This window comes from Microbacterium sp. SLBN-111 (genome assembly GCF_049739645.1).
Taxonomy (GTDB): domain Bacteria; phylum Actinomycetota; class Actinomycetes; order Actinomycetales; family Microbacteriaceae; genus Microbacterium.
Window position 1 is genome coordinate 26309 of record NZ_JBMGQH010000001.1, and the last position, 21143, is coordinate 47451.

Annotated in this window: 23 protein-coding genes and 2 pseudogenes; 8 read left to right on the forward strand and 17 right to left on the reverse strand. The window is 71.0% G+C overall.

Annotated features, from left to right (window positions below; all coding sequences use genetic code 11):
* Nucleotides 1-627, reverse strand: a complete 627-nt coding sequence (gene infC / locus RKD05_RS00120) for a translation initiation factor IF-3 (protein ID WP_424711745.1) — start codon at nucleotides 625-627, stop codon at nucleotides 1-3.
* Nucleotides 628-871: 244 nt separating this feature from the next.
* Between infC and RKD05_RS00125 the strand changes: the two genes are divergently transcribed.
* Nucleotides 872-1276 carry a DUF1844 domain-containing protein gene (locus RKD05_RS00125; RefSeq protein ID WP_063257943.1) on the forward strand — a complete coding sequence of 135 codons (405 nt, stop codon included), beginning with the start codon at nucleotides 872-874 and terminating at the stop codon, nucleotides 1274-1276.
* A gap of 253 nt (nucleotides 1277-1529) precedes the next feature.
* Here the strand turns inward: RKD05_RS00125 and RKD05_RS00130 are convergent, their stop codons facing one another.
* Nucleotides 1530-2057 (reverse strand): glycosyltransferase, encoded by a 528-nt coding sequence (locus RKD05_RS00130; protein WP_424707282.1) that lies wholly within the window; start codon nucleotides 2055-2057, stop codon nucleotides 1530-1532.
* A 471-nt stretch (nucleotides 2058-2528) separates the two neighbouring features.
* On the opposite strand from RKD05_RS00130, the gene RKD05_RS00135 reads away from it, so the two are divergent.
* From RKD05_RS00135 to RKD05_RS00145, 3 genes and pseudogenes are all read left to right on the forward strand, one after another.
* Nucleotides 2529-2837 (forward strand): hypothetical protein, encoded by a 309-nt coding sequence (locus RKD05_RS00135; RefSeq protein ID WP_424707284.1) that lies wholly within the window; start codon nucleotides 2529-2531, stop codon nucleotides 2835-2837.
* Between the two features lie 18 nt (nucleotides 2838-2855).
* Nucleotides 2856-3041 (forward strand): annotated as a pseudogene (locus RKD05_RS00140) (TetR family transcriptional regulator); the annotation flags it as partial.
* Between the two features lie 175 nt (nucleotides 3042-3216).
* Nucleotides 3217-3507 (forward strand): hypothetical protein, encoded by a 291-nt coding sequence (locus RKD05_RS00145; protein WP_424707285.1) that lies wholly within the window; start codon nucleotides 3217-3219, stop codon nucleotides 3505-3507.
* 9 nt (nucleotides 3508-3516) lie between these two features.
* On the opposite strand, the gene RKD05_RS00150 is transcribed toward RKD05_RS00145, so the two are convergent.
* From RKD05_RS00150 to RKD05_RS00175, 6 genes and pseudogenes are all read right to left on the reverse strand, one after another.
* Nucleotides 3517-4326 carry an SseB family protein gene (locus RKD05_RS00150; protein ID WP_424707286.1) on the reverse strand — a complete coding sequence of 270 codons (810 nt, stop codon included), beginning with the start codon at nucleotides 4324-4326 and terminating at the stop codon, nucleotides 3517-3519.
* Nucleotides 4310-5057, reverse strand: a pseudogene (gene priA, locus RKD05_RS00155) (bifunctional 1-(5-phosphoribosyl)-5-((5-phosphoribosylamino)methylideneamino)imidazole-4-carboxamide isomerase/phosphoribosylanthranilate isomerase PriA). Before priA ends, RKD05_RS00150 begins: the two are co-directional and overlap by 17 nt.
* A gap of 46 nt (nucleotides 5058-5103) precedes the next feature.
* Entirely contained in the window at nucleotides 5104-5751 is a 648-nt protein-coding gene (gene hisH, locus RKD05_RS00160; protein WP_424707287.1) for an imidazole glycerol phosphate synthase subunit HisH, read from the reverse strand.
* Nucleotides 5748-6362 (reverse strand): imidazoleglycerol-phosphate dehydratase HisB, encoded by a 615-nt coding sequence (gene hisB, locus RKD05_RS00165; protein ID WP_022879029.1) that lies wholly within the window; start codon nucleotides 6360-6362, stop codon nucleotides 5748-5750. The genes hisH and hisB overlap by 4 nt, the downstream gene beginning before the upstream one ends.
* The gene (locus RKD05_RS00170) at nucleotides 6359-7453 is read right to left on the reverse strand and encodes a histidinol-phosphate transaminase (RefSeq protein ID WP_424707288.1); all 1095 of its coding nucleotides are present in this window, start codon (nucleotides 7451-7453) and stop codon (nucleotides 6359-6361) included. The genes hisB and RKD05_RS00170 overlap by 4 nt, the downstream gene beginning before the upstream one ends.
* A gap of 24 nt (nucleotides 7454-7477) precedes the next feature.
* Complete coding sequence (locus RKD05_RS00175) at nucleotides 7478-7828, reverse strand: LysM peptidoglycan-binding domain-containing protein (protein WP_424707290.1); 351 nt, start codon at nucleotides 7826-7828, stop codon at nucleotides 7478-7480.
* 260 nt (nucleotides 7829-8088) lie between these two features.
* On the opposite strand from RKD05_RS00175, the gene lexA reads away from it, so the two are divergent.
* The 3 genes from lexA (at nucleotide 8089) to RKD05_RS00190 (ending at nucleotide 11862) form a co-directional block, all read left to right on the forward strand.
* Nucleotides 8089-8778, forward strand: a complete 690-nt coding sequence (gene lexA / locus RKD05_RS00180; RefSeq protein ID WP_424707292.1) for a transcriptional repressor LexA — start codon at nucleotides 8089-8091, stop codon at nucleotides 8776-8778.
* 262 nt (nucleotides 8779-9040) lie between these two features.
* Nucleotides 9041-9904, forward strand: a complete 864-nt coding sequence (locus tag RKD05_RS00185) for a hypothetical protein (RefSeq protein WP_424707294.1) — start codon at nucleotides 9041-9043, stop codon at nucleotides 9902-9904.
* Nucleotides 9905-9972: 68 nt separating this feature from the next.
* Nucleotides 9973-11862, forward strand: a complete 1890-nt coding sequence (locus tag RKD05_RS00190; protein ID WP_424707296.1) for a S9 family peptidase — start codon at nucleotides 9973-9975, stop codon at nucleotides 11860-11862.
* A gap of 63 nt (nucleotides 11863-11925) precedes the next feature.
* On the opposite strand, the gene hflX is transcribed toward RKD05_RS00190, so the two are convergent.
* Complete coding sequence (hflX, locus tag RKD05_RS00195; protein WP_424711747.1) at nucleotides 11926-13254, reverse strand: GTPase HflX; 1329 nt, start codon at nucleotides 13252-13254, stop codon at nucleotides 11926-11928.
* Between the two features lie 277 nt (nucleotides 13255-13531).
* Between hflX and RKD05_RS00200 the strand changes: the two genes are divergently transcribed.
* Complete coding sequence (locus tag RKD05_RS00200) at nucleotides 13532-14185, forward strand: class I SAM-dependent methyltransferase (RefSeq protein WP_424707297.1); 654 nt, start codon at nucleotides 13532-13534, stop codon at nucleotides 14183-14185.
* 20 nt (nucleotides 14186-14205) lie between these two features.
* Here the strand turns inward: RKD05_RS00200 and dapF are convergent, their stop codons facing one another.
* The 8 genes from dapF to RKD05_RS00240 all read right to left on the reverse strand — a co-directional run bounded on the left by dapF (nucleotide 14206) and on the right by RKD05_RS00240 (nucleotide 21095).
* On the reverse strand, nucleotides 14206-15060 hold the full coding sequence (gene dapF, locus RKD05_RS00205) for a diaminopimelate epimerase (RefSeq protein ID WP_424707298.1): 855 nt from the start codon (nucleotides 15058-15060) through the stop codon (nucleotides 14206-14208).
* A 10-nt stretch (nucleotides 15061-15070) separates the two neighbouring features.
* On the reverse strand, nucleotides 15071-15553 hold the full coding sequence (locus RKD05_RS00210; RefSeq protein WP_424707300.1) for a GNAT family acetyltransferase: 483 nt from the start codon (nucleotides 15551-15553) through the stop codon (nucleotides 15071-15073).
* Nucleotides 15550-16518 carry a tRNA (adenosine(37)-N6)-dimethylallyltransferase MiaA gene (gene miaA / locus RKD05_RS00215; protein WP_424707301.1) on the reverse strand — a complete coding sequence of 323 codons (969 nt, stop codon included), beginning with the start codon at nucleotides 16516-16518 and terminating at the stop codon, nucleotides 15550-15552. The genes RKD05_RS00210 and miaA overlap by 4 nt, the downstream gene beginning before the upstream one ends.
* Nucleotides 16515-18065 (reverse strand): tRNA (N6-isopentenyl adenosine(37)-C2)-methylthiotransferase MiaB, encoded by a 1551-nt coding sequence (gene miaB, locus RKD05_RS00220; protein WP_424707303.1) that lies wholly within the window; start codon nucleotides 18063-18065, stop codon nucleotides 16515-16517. Before miaB ends, miaA begins: the two co-directional genes overlap by 4 nt.
* 300 nt (nucleotides 18066-18365) lie before the next feature.
* Nucleotides 18366-19211: a regulatory protein RecX gene (locus RKD05_RS00225; RefSeq protein WP_424707305.1), complete on the reverse strand. Its 846-nt coding sequence runs from the start codon at nucleotides 19209-19211 to the stop codon at nucleotides 18366-18368.
* Complete coding sequence (gene recA, locus RKD05_RS00230) at nucleotides 19211-20263, reverse strand: recombinase RecA (protein WP_424707307.1); 1053 nt, start codon at nucleotides 20261-20263, stop codon at nucleotides 19211-19213. Before recA ends, RKD05_RS00225 begins: the two co-directional genes overlap by 1 nt.
* Before the next feature lie 289 nt (nucleotides 20264-20552).
* Nucleotides 20553-20777 carry a DUF3046 domain-containing protein gene (locus RKD05_RS00235; RefSeq protein WP_424707308.1) on the reverse strand — a complete coding sequence of 75 codons (225 nt, stop codon included), beginning with the start codon at nucleotides 20775-20777 and terminating at the stop codon, nucleotides 20553-20555.
* 9 nt (nucleotides 20778-20786) lie between these two features.
* Entirely contained in the window at nucleotides 20787-21095 is a 309-nt protein-coding gene (locus RKD05_RS00240; RefSeq protein ID WP_022879758.1) for a helix-turn-helix domain-containing protein, read from the reverse strand.
* Nucleotides 21096-21143 lie beyond the last annotated feature (48 nt).

Genomic DNA, 21143 nt, shown 5'->3' on the forward strand with positions numbered 1-21143 from the left:
TTACTCGGCCGGTGCCGAGGTGGGCTGTTCCGCAGGGGCCGAGTCGCCGCGGGCGGCGCTCCGGGCCGCCTCACGGTTCGCAGCGCGCTGGGCGTTCTGCTCGGTCTTGACCTCGGACTTGTTCTTGTGCGGCGCGATCACCATCACCATGTTGCGGCCGTCGATCGTGGGGTTCGACTCGACCGTGCCGAACTCGGCGACGTCCTCGGCGAACTTACGGAGCAGGCGCACACCCTGCTCGGGACGGGACTGCTCACGACCGCGGAACAGGATCATCGCCTTGACCTTGTCGCCCGCCTGCAGGAACCCCTCGGCGCGCTTGAGCTTGGTGATGTAGTCGTGCGCCTCGATCTTCAGACGGAACCGGACCTCCTTGAGGACGGTGTTCGCCTGGTTGCGACGCGCTTCCTTGGCCTTCTGGGCAGCCTCGTACTTGAACTTGCCGTAGTCCATGATCTTGACCACGGGCGGCCTCGAGTTCGGCGCGACCTCGACCAGGTCGAGGTCCGCTTCCTGGGCCAGACGCAGCGCAGCTTCGATGCGGACGATGCCGACCTGCTCGCCGTTGGGTCCGACGAGTCGGACTTCCGGGACTCGGATGCGCTCGTTGGTGCGGGGATCGCTGATGCGGAACTCCTCTTGTCTGCGGATGACGGCCGCCGCGATCCTGGGGGACCACGGGCGAAGAGGAGTACACGCCACCCGGCACGGTGCCCTGAGCACCGGCTTCTGCACCCGAGCAACCCCGTGCGAGACGGAGCGGAGTGCGGGAACCCGGTAGCCTGGAGCGGCAAGCGCGGGTGGGATGTGATCCTCTTTCGTACGGAGCAGAACGCTCCGAAGCCCGCCATAGTCTAGCAGAGAGAACCACGTGGACACGACTTCCCCCGACGACGCCCGCGCCGCACAGGATCCCGAGCGCCTCGCGCGCTGGGAGGAGCAGGAGCGCGCCTCCGCCTCCGCCACCCGCGACATCGCCGACGTCCCCGCTGTCGAGGTCATCACCACGACCGCCGTCCACCTCATGAGTGCCGCCGCGGTGAAGGTCGGACTCGCCGACGACCCGCAGCAGCAGATCGACCTCGACGAGGCCCGGAAGCTCATCAATGCCCTGGCCGGCCTCATCACCGCCGGAGCCCCCGAGATCAGCGACATGCACGCGCGCTCTCTCCGCGACGGCCTCCGCTCGCTGCAACTCGCCTTCCGTGAAGCCTCGGTGATCCCCGACCCCATCGGTAAGGGGCCGGGCGAAAAGTGGACGGGTCCCGTCAACTAGGTCGCTCGTTCTGGGGTACCGGGCTCCGGGATGCCGTCCTCCCGAGGCAAGAACAGGGCCCCTACCCCGATTGCCTCGAGAGAACGGCATCCCTCCGCCCTGTGCCGCAGGACGGCTCCTCGGTGACACCCGCGGGAGCATGAGAGCGGCGGGTTGGGGTTTTGGCTCGGGAGGACGGCATCCCTCCGCGATCTGCCCGAGCAACAACGCTCGACGGCCGCGACCGACGGATGCGGCAGCACGTGAGCGGTGGCTACAGGACCTGAGCCTCAAGGAGATGCTGCGTGATCTCGGCCAGGGCGTCGTGGCGGGCGGCATCCGCGGCGAGACGGCTCGCCGCCGCCCGATAGGAACGGTCGGCCAGGACGGCGTCCACCGCCCGGGCGACGTCCGCGGGGCTCGGGGTCCCCGTCCGCAGGTCGATGCCCGCGCCCGTCCAGCCGACGCGCGCCGCGACCTCGGGCTTGTCCTCCGTGTCGCCGGCCACGACGACCGGAACGCCCGCGGCGAGAGCCGCCTGCACTCCCCCGAACCCGCCGTTCGTTACGAAGACGTCCGTGCGCGGCAGCAGAGCGTCATAGGGCAGGTAGCTCGCGGCTCGCGCGTTCGCCGGAAGCGGGCCGAGATCCTCGACCGCGCGTCCGCCCGCGCTGACGACCACGGTGACCGGGCGGTCGGCCAGCGCCGCCAGGGTCGGGCCGACCAGGCGCCCGAAGTCGTGGTTGTCGATCGTGCCCTGCGTGACGTGGACGACGGCTCCGCCGCGTCGAGATCGCCCCACCAGGAGGGCACGGGCACGTCGGATCCCGCCTGCGGCAGAACGCCGACGAAGTGCGTGTTCGCCGCGAGATCCGGGCGCGGATACTCCAGGCTCGCCGGCCCGGTCTGCAGGAATCGATCGAAGCGCCGCGACAGATCCATGACGAATCCGTGCGGTCGCGTGCCGCAAGCGGCGAGTGCCCGGACGGCGGCCCGCTGCGTCGGACGGAACACGAGTCGACGCGCGAGGACGTCGAGGACCGCGTACCGGGCGCGGTCGAGCGCTCCCCGTGCGGGCGGGAGCGCCATCCCGTACGGTCCGAGCGCACGCGACGACTGCGACAGGGGTGTGACGCCCAGGGCGAGCACCGGCGGCCGCGCGCGACCCCGGTAGAGGACCGGCAGGATCCCGCCGAAGGCACCGTCGACGAGCACGGCATCCGGACGGGTCGCGTCGATCGCGGCATCCACGGCCGCGTACTGATCCGGGATCGTGTCGACGAAGATCGTGCGGATGTCGTACTGCGCCTGCCGCACCCCGGGAGTACTTCGCCCGGTCGGGGAGGTGGAGGTCGGGGCGACGGTCGTCATAGTCGGCCGCGCCGCCGAGGGGACGGAAACCCACGCCCGCGGCCTCGACCCGCTCCTGGAACCGCGTGCCGGTGACCATCGTCACGTCGTGCCCCTCGCGCACGAGATGGCCCGCGACCTGCAGCATCGGGCCGACATGACCGTGAATCGGGTTCGACGCCAGGAGGAGAGTCGCCATGAGCGCATCCATTTCGTTAGATTTGGACTCTAACGATAGTGGAAGGATGCCATGCCCCCGCGCCCCTATTCCTCCCCCGCCCGCCAGGCGGAGGCGCAGCGTACGCGCGCGGCCATCCTCGACGCGGCGGCGCAGCTCTTCGCCCGGGACGGGTACACCCGCACGACCATGAAGGACATCGCGGCGGCCGCCGGGGTGTCGGTGCAGTCGGTCCACCTCGCGGGGACCAAAGCAGCCCTGCTCGTGGCGGCGTTCGAGCGGACGTTCGCCGGCGACGATGGCCCCCACAGTCTCGCGGAGCGTCCGGCGATCGCCGAGATCATGGCACGGCCCGACACCGACGATGCCGTGCGCGCATGGCTGGACTACGTCGCGGCTGCCAACCGGGGCCACCGCAGGGATCGTGCGCGCGATGGCCGTGGCCGCGGAGACCGACGAGCTCGCCGCGGCAGCCATCGCCGACCTCGACGCCCGGCGACGTGCGGACCTCGGCCTCGCTGCCGCCTGGATGAGCCAGCGCGGCCTGCTCGACCCGCGAGATCAGGACCAGGCCGCGGACGAGCTCAATCACCTTGTCGGCCCCGAGACCCACGCGTTCTTCGTCACGAAGTCGGGGTGGACCGACGACCGCTACCGCGCGTGGCTCGAGACCGCGCTGCGCGGACTGTGGGCCCGATGGGCGGACGCCCGCACGCCCGCGTGAGTCCTCGCGTCAGACGTCGGTGCTGCGATGCAGCTTCACCGTCAGCGAATCCACGAGCACCGCGATGCGGTCGTCGGCGGCCCAACGGCGCGCGAGACGCGCGAGCACGGCATCCAACTCCTCCTGCTCCAGACCCGACATCAACTGGAGATGGACGACCAGCTCGGGGCCGCGGAGGCGACCCGTCGGGTCGCCCGGCTGGACCGCCAGATCCAGGACCGCGAGCTCGCCGGAGATGCTCTCCTGCAGCCCCGTGAATACGGCCGGGGCCACGTGGGCCGGCTCCCACGACTCGCCCTGTGCGATCGCCCACACGGCCGGTCGGCGCAGCACGAACTCCGTGTCGGAGGTCGGGTCGATCACGATCAGTTCGGTGTCCTCCGAGGCCGCGGCGAGAGCCGTACGGCGGCCGTCGGCCGGAACGGGGCGCGCTGTCGCATCCCAGCGCTGCATCGCGGCGACGGAACTGAACACGGGCAGCACCTTGCGTCCGTCGGGCGCGGCGACCGTGACGATCGAAAGCTCCTGGGTCTTGTCGACCTCGAGCCCGTGCGGTCCGACGCCGTGGTCACCCTTCTCCGCGACGAGCGGGATCAGCAGACGCGCGGTGCGGTAGGCCTCGACGACGTCGGTCGCGTCACCGCTCCCCGCAGAGAACGCCTCGAGCGCGGCGAGCAGGGCCGGGTCCGCGGAGCCGTCGTCGCCCGAGTGCGGGTTCGCCTCGAAACGCCGCCCCTCCCAGGGGACGCCGGCCGAATCGGCGCGCGGACCGCCGAGGTGCGGACCGTGGCCGTGGGGATCGTCAGTGTCCGGCGACATCCAGCGCCTCGGCCAGGGTGAACTGGCCCGCGTAGAGCGCCTTGCCCACGATCGCACCCTCGACACCGAGCGGCACGAGCTCGCGGAGCGCGGCGATGTCGTCGAGGCTCGACACGCCGCCCGACGCAACGATCGGCTTGGGCGTGCGCTGCGTGAGTTCGCGGAGCAGCTCCAGGTTCGGGCCGCGCAGCGTGCCGTCCTTCGTCACGTCGGTGACGACGTAACGGCTGCAGCCCGCGTCCTCGAGTCGCTCGAGGACCGTCCACAGGTCGCCGCCGTCACGCGTCCAGCCGCGGGCGGCGAGCGTCGTGCCGCGCACGTCGAGGCCCACCGCGATGGCCTCGCCGTACCGGTTGATGACGTCGGGCGGCCCACTCGGGGTTCTCCAGGGCGGCGGTTCCGAGGTTGATGCGCGTCGCGCCGCTCTCGAGCGCGGCTTCGAGCGAGCGGTCGTCACGGATGCCACCGGACAGCTCGACCTGCACACCCTTGACCTGCTTGATGACCTTCCGCATCACGGCGGTGTTGTTGCCGCGACCGAAGGCGGCATCCAGGTCGACGAGGTGGATCCAGGCGGCACCCTGGCGCGCGAAGTCCAGCGCGGCATCCACGGGGTCGCCGTAGCTGGTCTCGGTGCCGGCCTCTCCCTGGGTCAGTCGGACGGCCTTGCCGTCGGCCACGTCGACCGCGGGGAGAAGGACAAGCTCGGGCGTGGACGCGAAATCGTTCATGGCTCCTCGTGCCGGCAGGCGCCTCTCGCCAGCCCCGGGCACGAGGTCACACAGTAGTCGCGCCCAGCCCGTCGATCCAATTCGCGAGGAGCCGGATGCCGGCTTCGCCCGACTTCTCGGGGTGGAACTGCGTCGCCGCGAGCGGGCCGTTCTCGACCGCCGCGAGGAACGGAGCGCCGTACGTGCACCACGTGAGCACGGGCTCGGGGAACGGAGGCGTCACCTCGAGCGACCACTCCTGCGCCGCGTACGAGTGCACGAAGTAGAACCGCTCGTCGGCGATGCCGTCGAACAGACGCGAGCCCTCGCCCGCGGACACCGTGTTCCAGCCCATGTGCGGGAGCACGGGGGCGGACAGCTCGGCCACCGTACCCGGCCACTCCCCCAGTCCCTCGGTGTCGGTGCCGCGCTCGATGCCGCGGCCGAACATGACCTGCATGCCGACGCAGATGCCGAGCACCGGACGGCCACCCGCGAGGCGCCGGTCGATGATCTCGCCGCCACGGCTGGCGTTGAGAGCGCCCATGACCGCGCTGAACGCCCCGACACCGGGGACGAGGAGTCCGTCGGCGTCGAGGAGGAGGGAGCGGTCGGACGTCAGACGCGCGTCGGCGCCGGCCTCGATGAGCGCCTTGACCGCCGAGTGGACGTTGCCCGAACCGTAGTCGAGGACGGCGACGACGGGCTTGCTCACAGCGCACCCTTCGTGCTCGGGATGCCGTCGACGAGCGGGTCGAGAGCCTTGGCCTGACGGAACGCACGAGCGAGCGCCTTGTACTCGGCCTCGGCGATGTGGTGCGGGTCACGACCCCCGAGGACGCGGACGTGCACGGTCAGGGCCGCGTGGATCGAGATCGCCTCGAACGAGTGACGCACGAGCGACCCGGTGAAGTGGCCGCCGATGAGGTGGTGCTCGAAGCCGACCGGCTCGCCGGTGTGGACGAGGTAGGGGCGACCGCTGATGTCGACGACGGCCTGCGCGAGCGCCTCGTCCAGCGGGACGAGCGCATCGCCGTAGCGAGCGATGCCGGACTTGTCACCGAGGGCCTGACGGATCGCCTGGCCAAGGACGATCGAGGTGTCCTCCACCGTGTGGTGCGCGTCGATGTGGGTGTCGCCCGTCGACGTCACGCGCAGATCGGTCAGCGAGTGCTTCGCGAACGCCGTGAGCATGTGGTCGAAGAACGGCACACTCGTCGAGATCTCGCTCGCACCGGTGCCGTCGAGGTCCAGCGAAAGCTCCACCCGCGACTCGCTCGTCTCGCGGACGATCGTGGCGGTGCGGGGCGTGACGGGGCCGGTCATGCTCGCGATCCTACCGAGGCCAGGGCGTCCAGGAACGCGGTGGTCTCGTCCGCCGTCCCGGCGGTGACGCGGAGGTGGTGGGGGATGCCGACATCGCGGATGAGCACGCCGCGGTCGTACAGCGCCTTCCACGTCGCCGCGGGGTCGTCGACTCCGCCGAACAGCACGAAGTTCGTCCACGACTCGTGCGCGACGTAGCCCAGGGCCGCCACCGTGGCGGAGATACGGTCGCGCTGGGCCACGATCTCGTCGACCATGGACAGCATCGTCTCGGCGTGGCCGAGCGCAGCGGTCGCCGCCGCCTGCGTGAGGGCGCTCAGGTGGTAGGGCAGGCGCACGAGGCGCAGCGCGTCGATCAGCGCCGGATCCGCGGCGAGGTAGCCCACGCGAGCGCCGGCGAAGGCGAACGCCTTGCTCATGGTGCGGGAGACGACGAGACGCGGACGGCCGGGCAGGAGTGTCACCGCGGACGGGGCATCGTGCGGCGCGAACTCGTGGTACGCCTCGTCAACGATCACGATGCCGTCGGTCACGGCGTACACGGCCTCGATGACGTCGAGGCCGAGCGGCGTTCCCGTCGGGTTGTTGGGCGCGCAGAGGAAGACGATGTCGGGGTTCTCGCGCACCACCTGCTCGGCGGCGAACGCCGGGCTCAACGTGTAGTCGTGCTCACGCTCGGCCGCGACCCACTCCGCACCGGTGGCGCGGGTGAGGATGGGATACATCGAGTACGTCGGAGTGAAGCCGAGGGCGCGTCGGCCCGGACCGCCGAACGCCTGCAGGATGTGCTGGAGGACCTCGTTGGAGCCGTTGGCCGCCCAGATCTGCTCGCGCGTCAGCCCGTTGCCCAGGTAGTCGGCGAACGCCTCTCGGAGTCCGGTGAACTCCCGGTCGGGATACCGGTTGACGTCGCGCAGCGCCCGGGCGATGGCATCCAGGATGTCGTCGGCCACCTCGGAGGGAACCGGATGCGTGTTCTCGTTCACGTTGAGAGCGACGGGAAGCGCAGCCTGGGGTGCTCCATATGGAGTCATTCCCCGCAGGTCGTCGCGAAGAGGCAGGTCATCGAGGCGAACGGTCACCTCACCCATCGTAGGCGGCTCCGTACCCGGGGATCACCGACTCGGGGCGTACTCCGCGGGGATCGCGATGCGCTGGCCGGCGGTGACGGACCCGTTCTCGAGCGCGTTCAACCGGGTGATCTCGGCCACCACGTCGCGGGGATCGGAACCCGGTGCGACGTCTTCGGCGATGGACCACAGGGTCTCGCCGCTCATGACGGTGATCTCGGTGAACGCGCCCGCCGGCGCGCCCGACTCGTTGGAGGCGAGAGCCGCTCCCCCGCCGACGACGGCGATGGCGAGCGCGACGACCACGGGCAGCGCGGCCAGGAAGGCGAACACGCGGCGCCCGCGCGCGGTCAGCCGCAGGCGGGTCGTGGGGGTGGTGACGGCAATGCTGCTCATGGTGTGCTCCTCAGTGGGGAGAGATTCGCACCCCACCCTCGGCCGGGAGGGCGGTGGTGCGAATCTGTATTCCGAATCTATCTTCGATACTGTGAGAGTGTCAACACCGGGGTTCTCGGAGACCGATCGAACGCGACACGCGGAGCGCTCCGCCTTGTTCGAGTGATCTACCGGATACGGTTTCGACGAGGAGACCTCATCACGGACCTCCGACATTCGAATTTCCGCCGCATCGGAAGCGCGGCGCGAGGGGAGCACACATGACCGACGCGACGACCGCAGCCGGCCGCGAACGGCCGCAGACCCGGCGCCGGAAGAGCCTCAGCGACAAGCAGCTCGCGATCCTCGAGGTGATCCAGCGCTCGATCGCACGGCACGGCTATCCGCCGAGCATGCGCGAGATCGGCGATGCCGTGGGGCTCAAGTCGCTCTCGAGCGTCACCCACCAGCTCAACCAGCTCGAGTTGAGCGGATACCTGCGCCGCGACCCCGGGAAGACGCGCGCGATGGAGGTGCTGATCGACCTGCCCGGCACGGCTGCCGAGAACCCCGCCGACACCGCACCCGCCGTGGGCGACGCCGCCCTCGTGCCCCTCGTCGGGCGGATCGCCGCGGGAGTCCCGATCACGGCGGACCAGCAGGTCGAGGAGATCTTCCCGCTCCCCCGCCAGCTCGTCGGCAAGGGCGAACTGTTCATGCTCAAGGTGTCCGGCGACTCGATGATCGACGCGGCCATCTGCGACGGCGACTGGGTCGTCGTCCGCGCGCAGGCGACGGCGGAGAACGGCGAGATCGTCGCGGCCATGCTCGACGGCGAGGCGACCGTCAAGACGTTCCGCCGCCGCGACGGGCACACGTGGCTGCTCCCCCGCAACTCCGCGTTCGAGCCGATCCTGGGCGACGAAGCCGTCGTCCTCGGGCGCGTGGTCGCGGTCCTGCGCACGGTCTGACGTCGGTACGACGATCCGGAAGGCCGGATGCCCCCTCGAGGCGGCATCCGGCCTTCGTGGTTCCCGGGGCGTTTGTCCACAGGCCCATCTCGGCCCCGGGTGAGCGGCCCCTAGCATGACAGGACACCTCGAGAGAGCGAGTCCCGTGTCGTCGAACTCCCCCGCCTCCCCCGTGCCGGACCCGGCCGCCACTCCTTCGCCCGCGGTGCCGAACGGCGAACCGTCCCCGACGGCACGGGCGCGGCGCCCGCGGACGAGCGTCGTGATCCTGTCCGTCCTGCTCTTCTTCGTCGTCGTCGCCGGCGGGCTCGGCTTCTTCTGGGTGGTCACGCAGCTGGAGGAGGCGCGGACGCAGATCGAGGATCAGCAGCAGAAGATCACGGATCAGCAGCAACGCCTCGACGAGCAGCAGGAGATGATCGACCGCAAGGAACAGTTCGGTGCCGCGATGGACGACCTGTACGCGACGGTCGACCCGCTCGTGGGGCTTCCGTACTCGACCGTCGTCCCGTGGAACCGCGTCGAGAACCTCGCCGAGAGCGCGTGGAACCACCGCCGCAACGCCACCGGTCTCGGTCAGGACGTCGAGGTGCTGAAGGAGCTGACGACGGAGATCTCCGAACAGTCCGCGGGTGTGGCGGATCAGGCGGCGTCGAACGCCTCCGGCACCGCGTGGGAGGCCACGCTCGACAGCCTCGGACGGGGCTGGGTGTCCACCGTCTTCGACGACGCCACACCCTGCGGCGACACGGCCCTGGCGTGCGTCACGAGCACCGACCCCTTCACCGTCCACGTGCGGGCCGGTACGCGAGCGGATCCGACGATGACGGACTGGATCCGCACCGGTGCGGCGTACCACGAATACGCCCACGTCCTGCAGTTCACCAACCCGGGTCCGACGGACGCCGCCCTCGCGTCCTTCGGGGGCGACGTCGAGACGATGGCCGACTGCTACGCGCTGACGTTCCTCGACGGCTGGTCTCTCGACCATGAGGTGTCGATCGACGAATACTCGTACTACGAGGTCAGCGTCGGATACGGCTACACGTGCGACGCGGGCCAGCGCCAGGTCATCCGCGACTGGGTGGGACGTCTGGGCGTGACGCGTCAGACCGTCGGGGGCTGAGTCGGAGCGGTCCGGCCGCCAGGGAGTCCGCCCCCGGGATGTCCGACCCGGTCCGTAGGGTGGATGCCATGCCTCAGACGCTCCCCTATGGATCCTGGCCCTCGCCGCTGACGCCCGAGGCCGTGTCGCAGTCGTCGCCGCGCGTGGACGGAGCCCGCTTCGTCGGCGACGAGGTGTGGTGGGGCGAGTCCGTCCCCAGCGAAGGCGGACGCGTCGCGGTGCGGCGGCGCCGCGCCGACGGGTCCGTCGAGACCGTCCTCCCCGCACCGGCGAACGCTCGTTCGTCCGTGCACGAGTACGGCGGCGGTGCCTGGACCGCGTCCGACGCCGGTGAGCTGTTCTACGTCGAGAAGGCCGATCAACGGGTCTACGCCCTGACCCCCGGAGGCTCCGCGCGGGTTCTGACGCCCGAGAGCGGCGACGTGCGCCACGGCGGACTCGCCTGGCAGCACGGCGTGCTGCTCGCCATCCGTGAGACCCACGGGCGCGGCCGTGTCCCGTCCCGTGCCATCGTCCGGATCCCGCTCGACGGTTCCGAGTCCGTCGTGCTCGCGGACGGGAGCGACTTCCTCGCCCACCCGGCGCTCTCGCCGGACGGTCGCCGCCTGGCGTGGATCGCCTGGAACCACCCCGACATGCCGTGGGACGCGACGACTCTCCGCGTCCGTACCCTGGACACCGGCGAGACGCACGACCTCACGGGCGGCGGCCGACGGGCGCCCCTGCAGCCGGTGTGGATCGGCGACGACGAACTGCTCTACGCCGACGACCCCGACGGACGCTGGAACCTCTACCGGCGCGCGCTCGACGGCGACCCGCAGCCCGTCGCCCCGGTCGACGCCGACACGGGCGGGCCGGTCTGGGTCCTCGGGACGCGGTGGTACGGCGCCACGACGGACGGTCGCATCGTCGCGGTGCGCACCGACGGAGGCGATGAGGTCGTCGAGATCGCACCGAGCGGCGTCCGCCCGACGGGCGTCCCGGCTGTGGCCGGCGCGGCCGTCGACGACGTCCGCGGGTCGCGTGCCCTGATCTCCGGCACGACCGCGACCGGGAGCGCGGGCCTGTGGTCCCTCGACCTCGACAGCGGCACCGCCGACCTCGTCACGGGGGGCGCGGGTTCCTGGGGAGCCGAATGGATGCCATCCGCCCGCGCTCTCACCACCGAGGGCCCGCACGGCCCGGTGCACGCCTTCGCCTACCCGCCCACGCACCCCGACGCCGTCGCTCCCGAGGGCGAGCGGCCGCCGTACGTCGTCTTCGTGCACGGCGGTCCGACCTCCCACGTCGGCCCGGCGCCCTCGGCGAAGACGGCGTTCTTCACGAGCCGCGGCATCGGCGTCCTCGACGTCAACTACGGCGGCTCGACCGGCTACGGCCGCGCGTACCGCGAGCGCCTCCTCGGCCAGTGGGGCGTCGTGGACGTCGACGACGTGGCGGCAGCGGCATCCGCTCTCGCCTCCGCGGGTCTCGCCGATCCCGAACGTCTCGCGATCGAGGGCGGGTCCGCGGGCGGCTGGACCGTTCTCGCGGCCGTGACGAACACCGACGTGTTCTCGGCCGGCATCTCCCGGTACGGCGTGGGCGACGCTCGCGCCCTCGCCGAGGACACCCACGACTTCGAGGCCCGGTATCTGGACGGGCTCATCGGCCCGCTGCCCGACGCAGAAGCCGTCTACGTCGATCGCTCGCCGCTCTCGCACCCCGAACGCTTCCGCGTGCCGCTCCTGATCCTCCAGGGCTCGGAAGACCGGGTGGTGCCCCCGTCCCAGGCCGAGGCCATCCGCGACTCCCTCGCGGCGCACGGCATCCCGCACGCCTACGTCCTGTACGAGGGCGAGGGGCACGGCTTCCGCCGGGCCGAGACCGTCGTGGACTCCCTCAGCCGGGAACTCGGCTTCCTGGGCGCGGTGTTCGGATTCGAGACGCCCGGGATCGCCCCGGTCTCGCTGGACTGAGCGCCGGGCCGGGGACGCGAAGACGCCCCGCCGGTGCGGCGGGGCGTCCTCGGGGAACGTGCGTCAGCCGGCGAACGGTGCGAGCTCGGCGGCGAGGCGAGCCCCGACGTGTGCGTGCAGGAACGTGCCCTGCTCCCGGTGCTCCTGCGCGACGATGAGGCCGGTTTCGTGGACCGCCGACACGAGGTCCCCGCGGTCGTACGGCACGACCGCCTGGACCTCGACCGCGGGGAGCGGTAGCGCCGCCTCGATGGCGGCGCGGAGCTCGGCGATGCCCTCGCCCGTTCGCGACGACACGAACAGCGCCGCCGGCGCGAGCCCGCGCAGCACGAGCCGGTCATCCGGGCTCAACAGGTCGGCCTTGTTGAACACCACGATCTCGTGACCGAAATCGGCATCCACGTCACCCATGACGTCACGCACCGTCGACAGCTGCGCGGCCGGGTCGGGGTGCGAGCCGTCCACGACGTGCAGGATGACGTCGGCGCCGCCGACCTCCTCCAACGTGGACCGGAACGCCTCGACGAGCTGGTGCGGTAGGTTGCGCACGAAGCCCACGGTGTCGGTCAGCGTGTACACACGGCCGTCCGTGGTCTCGGAGCGGCGGACGGTGGCATCCAGGGTCGCGAACAGGGCGTTCTCGACGAGGACACCGGCGCTGGTCAGCCGGTTCAGCAGGCTCGACTTGCCGGCGTTGGTGTACCCGGCGATCGCGACGGACGGGATCGTGTGGCGCTTGCGCTCGGCGCGCTTGGCCTCGCGGGCGGGCGCGAAGTCGCGCAGCTGCTTGCGCAGCTGGGCCATGCGCGTGCGGATGCGGCGACGATCGAGCTCGATCTTCGTCTCACCGGGACCGCGCGATCCCATACCCGCGCCGCCGGCGCCGACCTGTCCACCGGCCTGGCGCGACATCGAGTCACCCCAGCCGCGGAGGCGCGGGAGCAGGTACTCGAGCTGCGCGAGTTCGACCTGCGCCTTGCCCTCGCGGCTCTTCGCGTGCTGGCTGAAGATGTCGAGGATCACCGTGGTGCGGTCGATGACCTTCACCTTGACGACGTCCTCCAGGGCGCGTCGCTGGCTGGGGGCGAGCTCGGTGTCGGCGATGACGGTGTCCGCGCCGACCGCCGCGACGATGTCGCGCAGCTCCTCCGCCTTTCCTCGACCGACGTAGGTCGCGGGGTCGGGGTGCGGCCGACGCTGCAGCACGCCGTCGAGCACGACCGCACCGGCCGTCTCGGCCAGGGCGGCCAGCTCGCGGAGGGAGTTCTCGGCATCCGTCTGCTCCCCTTGGGGGTGGACGCCGACGAGCACGACGTTCTCCAGGCGCAGCTGGCGGTACTCGACCTCGGTGACGTCCTCGAGCTCGGTGGAGAGACCGGGGACACGCCGCAGCGCGGCGCGCTCCTCGCGATCCCACTGATCTCCGTCGCTCGATCCGCCGTACGCCGTCGAGGCATCCTGAAGGGCTTGCGCCGCCCCGAAGACCCGGACCCCTCGGTGCGCATCGGCGCGCGCGAGCACGCGGTCGACCGGGTCCACCGGCGACTCGTCGGTGCTCGGGGGTGTGGTCTGTTCGGTCATGTGTTCCTTTCGGCCGCGAGCAGTGCCGCGGCATCCTCGCACTTTAGTCGCCCCCACGTCGGAGGCTCCGGTCCGGTACGCTTCCCGCATGGGGAGCGACCACTATTTCAGCGCGTCGCCGTCGAGTCCCGAACAGTTCCGCCGCCTCCGCGTCACCCTCGCCGGGCGTGAGCTCGAAGTCGTGACCGCCGGCGGCGTGTTCAGCCCCGACCGACTGGATGCCGGCACCTCGGTGCTGCTGGCCAACACCCCCGCTCCGCCCGCCGGTGGAAACTTCCTCGACCTGGGGAGCGGGTGGGGGCCGATTACGCTGAGCCTCGCCCTGGATGCGCCGCACGCCACGGTCTGGGCGGTCGACGTCAACGAGCGAGCTCTCGACCTCGTGAGGCAGAACGCGGAGCGCCTCGGCCTCACCAATGTCAACGCTGTCCGGCCCGAGGATGTTCCCGAGGGCATCTCCTTCCGGACGATCCGCTCGAACCCGCCGATCCGGGTCGGCAAGAACGAACTGCACGGCATGCTCGAGCACTGGATCCCGCGCCTCGAAGAGCGCTCGGACGGATGGTTCGTCGTGCAGCGGAACCTCGGATCCGACTCGCTCCAGCGGTGGCTCGCCGCCACCTTCACGACCGGTTTCTCGATCCACCGCGCCGCCACTGGCCGCGGCTACCGGGTGCTGCGCGTGCGCCACCACGGCTCGCCGCCGAGCGAACCGATCGACGTCATCACCGACGCGGTCTGAGCTTCCGGCCGCGAAGGCTCTCAGGCGAGCGCGACCTCTCCGGTGAAGACGAGGGACGCCGGTCCGGAGAGGAACACGCGCCCGTCGGCGACGCGGACACCGAGCGTCCCGCCCCGCGTCTCGACGATCCACGAGTCGGGTGCCGCGGGTCCCGCCCAGTGGCGCACGGCCAGGGCCGCCGCCGCAACGCCGGTCCCGCAGCTCAGCGTCTCTCCGACGCCGCGCTCGAACACGCGCATGCTGATCGCCCCCACCCCGTCGCGAACGAGCGGATCGGCCGGGACCACGAACTCGACGTTGGCGCCGCGGGCCGGCGCCGGGTCGAGCACCGGCTGATAGGCCAGCTCGAGCCCGTCGAGCTCGTTCTCCGACGAGAGGGCGACGACGACGTGAGGGTTGCCGACGTCGATCCCGACGCCGGGGCGCGCCACCGGCAGCCCCTTGGCGCGCACGAGGACCTCGCCCGGCTCGATACGGAACTCGCCCAGGTCGACCTCGAAGCCGCGGTCACTCCGCGTCAGCGTCTTGACGCCCGCGCGGGTGCCGATGCGGAGACCGCCGGAGATGTCGGCGAGCCCGGTGTCGGTCAGGTAGCGGGCGAAGACCCGCGTGCCGTTGCCGCACATCTCCGCCTTCGACCCGTCGGCGTTGCGGTAGTCCATGAACCACTCCGCGCCCGAGGCCGCGGCATCCGCTCCCTCATCGATCGCCGACGAACGCACGACGCGCAGCAGACCGTCCGCGCCGATGCCGAAGTGGCGGTCGCAGAGGATCGCGACCTGCTCGTCGGAGAGGTCGAGTTCGCCGTCGGGGTCGGACACGACCACGAAATCGTTGCCCGTGCCGTGCCCCTTGGTGAACGCGAGAGTCGCCATGGCATCCAGTCTAGGGATCGGAGGCGGGCGGGTGATCGGCGGCAGCGGCGGGGACTCCGGGCACCTCGGGACCGTCGACGATGAGCCGGCGCCCGGTGGCCCACGTCTCGAACGGTTCGTAGCCGAGCGCGTCGTAGAACCCGCGCGCACCGGCGTTGTCGGGGCGCACCATCAGCTGCACCTTGGGGCACCCGAGCGCTTCGAGCAGGCGCTCCGCCTCGGCGACGAGCGCGCGGCCGACACCGCGGCCGCGGTGCGACTCGGCCGAAGCGAGGTAGTACAGCCACCCGCGGTGTCCGTCGTACCCGGCCATGACGGTGCCGACGACGACGCCCCCGTCGACGGCGACGAGGAAGAGCTCCGGCTGAACGGTGAGCTTGCGGCGGATGTCGGCGCGCGGGTCGTTCCACGGCCGGGTGAGCCGCGCCTCCTCCCACAGGGCCACGACCGCGTCTTCGTCTTCGATCGCGAACGCACGAATGTCCACGGTCACGCCCCGACCTCCCCGATCAGTTCCCCCGCGCGGACGGAGCGGGGGTCGAGCCACCGCACGTCCGCATACCGACGGAACCACGACACCTGACGGCGCGCGTACCGTCGCGTGAGCGCCTGCGTCTCGGCGATCGCCTCCGCGCGCGTCATCTCCCCGCGCACTTCCGCCAGGGCCTGCGCGTAGCCGATCGCACGGGACGCGGTCACTCCCCGCTCGATGCCCTCGGCCCGCAGCCGGGCCACCTCGTCGAGCAGCCCCTGGTCCCACATGCGTTCGACCCGTGCGTCGAGGAGTCCGACGAGCGTCTCCCGCTCGATCGCGGTGCCGATGACGGACGTGAGCGGATGCCACAGCTCCGGCGCCACCGGGAGAGCACCGCCGTGGGTGTCCTCGCCCTGCGCGAGCACCTCGAGCGCGCGGACGACACGTCGGCCGTTGCGCGGGTCGATGCGCTCCGCCGCGGCCGGATCGGCGGCACGCAGTCGCTCGTAGAGGACGCCGGGACCGAGGTCGTCGAGCTCGCGCTCGAGTTCCGCGCGCACGGCCGGGTCGCGCGGCGGGAAGCGGAAATCCCACAGCACGCTCGAGACGTACAGCCCGGAGCCGCCGACGAGGATCGCGTCCGCCCCGCGCGCATGCACCTGCGCGACGGTCTCACGCGCGACTCCCTGATACCAGGCGACCGCGGCCTCCTCCGTCACCGCAAGAACGTCGAACAGATGATGAGGGATGCCGCGCCGCTCGGATTCGGGAAGCTTGGCGGTGCCGATGTCCATCCCGCGGTACAGCTGCATGGCATCCGCGTTGACGATCTCCGCAGAACGCCCGCGGCGCGCGAGGGCATCGGCGAGGTCGAGCGACAGGCCCGTCTTCCCGGTTCCGGTCGCTCCGACGATCGCCCACAGCCGCGGCGCGCCGCCCTCGCCCGTGCTCACCCGCGGCGCGGCGATATCGCCCGTCGTCACCCGCCGATGCGGAGTGTCGGCAGCCCGAGCGAGACGGCCCGAGGGGCGCCCGCCTCGCCGGCCGGTGCGGGCACGCCGCAGGACTCCGCCTGCGTTCGGTCCCAGGCGTCGCCCGCACGCGTCCGACGAATGCGCAGCGGCTGACCGGTGGGGGCATCCGCCAGCAGGTAGAACGGCGCGGCGTGCGTGACCTCCACGGAGACGACATCGCCCGGGCGCGGCAGGTCGGAGCCGTCGGGCACCTCGAAGTGGACAAGACGGTTGTCTTCCGCGCGGCCGGTGAGACGACGCGTCGTCACGTCCTTCTTGCCCTCGCCCGTCGAGACGAGCACCTCGAGCGAACGTCCGAGCTGCTTCTGGTTCTCTTCGAGCGAGATGCGCTCCTGCAGTGCGATGAGGCGCTCGTAGCGTTCCTGGACCACGGCCTTGGGCACCTGGTCCTCCATCGTCGCGGCAGGCGTGCCCTGGCGGATGGAGTACTGGAACGTGAAGGCGCTCGCGAAGCGGGAGGCCTCGACCACCCGCATCGTCTCTTCGAAGTCGGCATCCGTCTCGCCGGGGAAGCCGACGATGATGTCGGTCGTGATCGCGGCGTGCGGAATGCGGTCGCGGACGCGGTCGAGGATGCCGAGGAATCGCTCGCTGCGGTACGAGCGGCGCATGGCCTTGAGGATGCGGTCCGAGCCGGACTGCAGCGGCATGTGGAGCTGCGGCATCACGGACGGCGTCTCCGCCATCGCGGCGATGACGTCGTCGGTGAAGGCCGCGGGGTGCGGGCTCGTGAAGCGGATGCGCTCCAGCCCCTCGATCTCGCCGGCCGCGCGCAAAAGCTTGCCGAAGGCCAGGCGGTCGCCGAACTCGACGCCGTAGGAGTTCACGTTCTGCCCGAGCAGGGTGACCTCGATCGCCCCGTCATCGACGAGCAGACGGATCTCGTTCAGGATGTCGCCCGGGCGACGGTCCTTTTCCTTGCCCCGGAGGCTCGGCACGATGCAGAACGTGCAGGTGTTGTTGCAGCCGACCGAGATGGAGACCCATCCGCTGTGGACCGAGTCGCGCTTCGTGGGGAGCGTCGAGGGGAAGATCTCGAGCGACTCGAGGATCTCGAGCTCGGCCTCGCCGTTGTGGCGCGCGCGCTCGAGCATGCCCGGGAGCGACCCCATGTTGTGGGTGCCGAAGACGACGTCGACCCACGGCGCCTTCTGCTGCACCGCCTCCTTGTCCATCTGCGCGAGGCAGCCACCCACGGCGATCTGCATACCGTCATGGTGATCCTTGCGCGACTTCAGGTGGCCGAGCGTGCCATAGAGCTTGCCCGCGGCGTTGTCGCGGACCGCGCACGTGTTGATCACGACGACGTCGGCGTCGGTACCGGCCTCCGCGCGGACATAGCCGGCGCTCTCCAGCGAGCCGGACAGGCGCTCGGAATCGTGCACGTTCATCTGACAGCCGAATGTCCGCACCTCGTAGGTGCGCGCGCGTCCGTCGGCCGTGCGAGCGGCGAGGGAGGGCGCGATGAGCGTCGGCGTGGCTACAGGGGTGGTCATGATGCGTGCCATTCTAAGCGCCGGTGTGGAGAGGAGCGGGGTGGGCGGATCGGCGCCTGCGCCGCGCCGCAGGGGTCCGCCCGCCCGCCGGGGTGGGCGGATGGACGCCTCCCACCGCACCGCAGGGGTTCGCCCGCCGGGGTGGGCGGATGGACGCCTCCCACCGCGCCGCAGGGGTTCGCTCGCCCTCGTGGCGGATCAACGTCTCCCCTCCGCCGCACGGGCCCCGCCGCTGGGAGACGCGGACAAGCGCCTCCGCCAACGCCGGAGCCGCGGACTCGTCGGCGGGAGGGACCCGGGCTACTCGTCCGGAGTGAACCGGACGCCGCTGGACGGCGCGGGTCGGGAGAACGGCGCGCGCCGCACGCCCGCCTCGGCGAGGGCCTGGCGTGCGGCGTCGAGCGACACGGACGACGAGTACCCCCTCCGAGCGAGCTGACCGGCAAGCCGACGCAGGCTCGCGTCGTAGTCCTTGCCCCCGACGCTGCGCGCCTTCGAGCGGGCGAACTCCAGCGCACGTTCGGCATCGTCGTCGGGGAGCTCGGCGATCGCCGCGTCGGCCACCTCGCGCGAGATGCCGCGCTTGCGGAGCGTCTGCACAACGGCGCGGCGCCCCTGACCACGTCGCTCGATGGCCGACATCGCGAGCTGCTCCGCGAACGCCTCGTCGTTCAGGTAGCCGAGGTCGACGAACTTCGCCAGGACCTCGTCGATCAGGACGTCATCGACGCCATCGACACCGCCGAGGGCCGTCCGAGCCTCCGCGAGCGAGAGGGACCGGCCGCGGAGCCTGCGCAGAAGCATCGCCTCGGCGCGGTCGCGGGTCTCGTCGGGTGACTCCTCGGATGGCCCGGCATCCGAGCCCGGTCGCGCCCACTCCGCAGCCGCGTCACTCCGCTCATCGTCGGGCGACGACCACCGCGATGGGAAGACCGCCGTTCGGCCGTCGCCGGTCGCGGACGAGGCGAGCCCGGCGACGGCCGGTCGTGTGCGACCGGCCGGATGCGCGGACGACGGTCGCTCCGTCGGCGTGCGGGCTCCGAACAGCGGGATCACCGGCGCAAGGTCGTCCGCGGGCGCGGCGCCGTCCGAGTCGCTCCCCGATGGAGCGGAGCGGCGACCCGGACGGCGTGCGTCGTCGGTCATCAGGCCGGACGGCGGGCGGCCAGCTCGTCGGTCGTCGGGGCCGCGGTAACGGCGGGGGCACCGATCCCGAGCTTGGTCTTGATCTTCGACTCGATCTCAGCCGCGACGTCGGGGTTCTTGGTGAGGAAGCCCCGGGCGTTCTCCTTGCCCTGTCCCAGCTGTTCGCCGTCGTAGGTGTACCACGCACCCGACTTCTTGACGATGCCGTGCTCGACGCCGAAGTCGATGAGGCTCCCCTCGCGCGATATGCCGACACCGTAGATGATGTCGAACTCGGCCTGCTTGAAGGGCGGAGCCATCTTGTTCTTGACGACCTTGACGCGGGTGCGGTTGCCCACGGCCTCGGTGCCGTCCTTCAGCGTTTCGATGCGGCGGATGTCGAGACGGACCGACGCGTAGAACTTCAGCGCCTTTCCGCCGGCGGTGGTCTCGGGGGAACCGAAGAACACGCCGATCTTCTCGCGCAACTGGTTGATGAAGATCGCCGTGGTCTTGGTGGTGTTCAGTCCACCCGTGAGCTTGCGAAGCGCCTGCGACATCAGTCGGGCCTGGAGACCCACGTGGGAATCGCCCATCTCGCCCTTGATCTCGGCCTCGGGGACGAGAGCGGCCACGGAGTCGATGACGACGAGGTCGATGGCGCCGGAGCGGATCAGCATGTCGGCGATCTCGAGCGCCTGCTCGCCCGTGTCGGGCTGCGAAACGAGCAGGGCATCGATGTCGACGCCGAGCTTCTTGGCGTACTCGGGGTCGAGCGCGTGCTCGGCGTCGATGAACGCCGCGATACCGCCCGCGCGCTGGGCGTTGGCGATCGCGTGCAGGGTCAGCGTGGTCTTACCCGAGGACTCCGGGCCGTAGATCTCGATGATGCGACCGCGCGGGAGCCCGCCGATCCCCAGCGCCGCATCGAGGGCGATGGATCCGGTCGGGATCGTCTCGATGGGCGCACGCTCGTCGCTGCCCAGTCGCATGACCGAGCCCTTTCCGAACTGCCGGTCGATCTGGGCGAGGGCCGATTCGAGGGCCTTCTCGCGCTCTGCGGGTGAGGGCATGACGTCTTCTTTCTGCTCGCGTTCCGTCGCCTATAGGCTGTCGCGCTCACCACCGACGGTGGCGATGCCCGACAAGGCGTTCAGAGTGTCGTTCGACATCGCTCACATTAGAGAGGGCCTCCGACATCGGTGGGAGGAACCCGGTCTTCTGTGGACGAAAACGCCCGAAACTCCGATGTGCAGGAGCCTACGCCGAAATCGAACGAAGATTCGATGACACGCCGCGTGTCATGGCCGGAGTCCCGAACTCTTCGCGGCTCCGCGCCGAGCGAGAACGGCAGCGCCTGGCTCAGCGGCGCCGCGGGTCGAGACGACCCACGCCGTACCGACGCTCGAAAGGGACGTCGGTCTCCTCGCACAGAGCGAGCCACACCTCGCGCGGGTCGACCCCGGCGGCGAGAGCATCCACGCTCGTCCGCCCGCCGACGGCCGACAGCACGAGATCGGTCAGAAGCGATCCGCCACGCGGACCGAACTCGTCGGCGACGGCGCGCTCGAATTCGCTACGACGCATACTCCGGGATCAGCGAAGGGAGAGCTCGGGCTCGACCGCCGCGACCAGGTCGTCGGGAACGACGTCGGGGAAGGTCTGCAGACCCTCGAGAACCGAAAGCCGATCGCCGACCTCGCGCATGATCGTCGAGATGGGAACATCGAGGGCTTCGGCGACGGACGCGAGGATCTCGCTCGACGCTTCCTTCTGGCCGCGCTCGACCTCGCTCAGGTAACCGAGTGCGACGCTCGCACGGCTCGCGACCTGACGAAGGGTACGGCCCTTCTGCTGGCGGAGCTCACGCAGGACCTCGCCGATCTCTTGACGGACCAGGATCATGTGAACCCCTCCTCACTACCGATTCCCCCGCTGCCCGGGTGGACAACG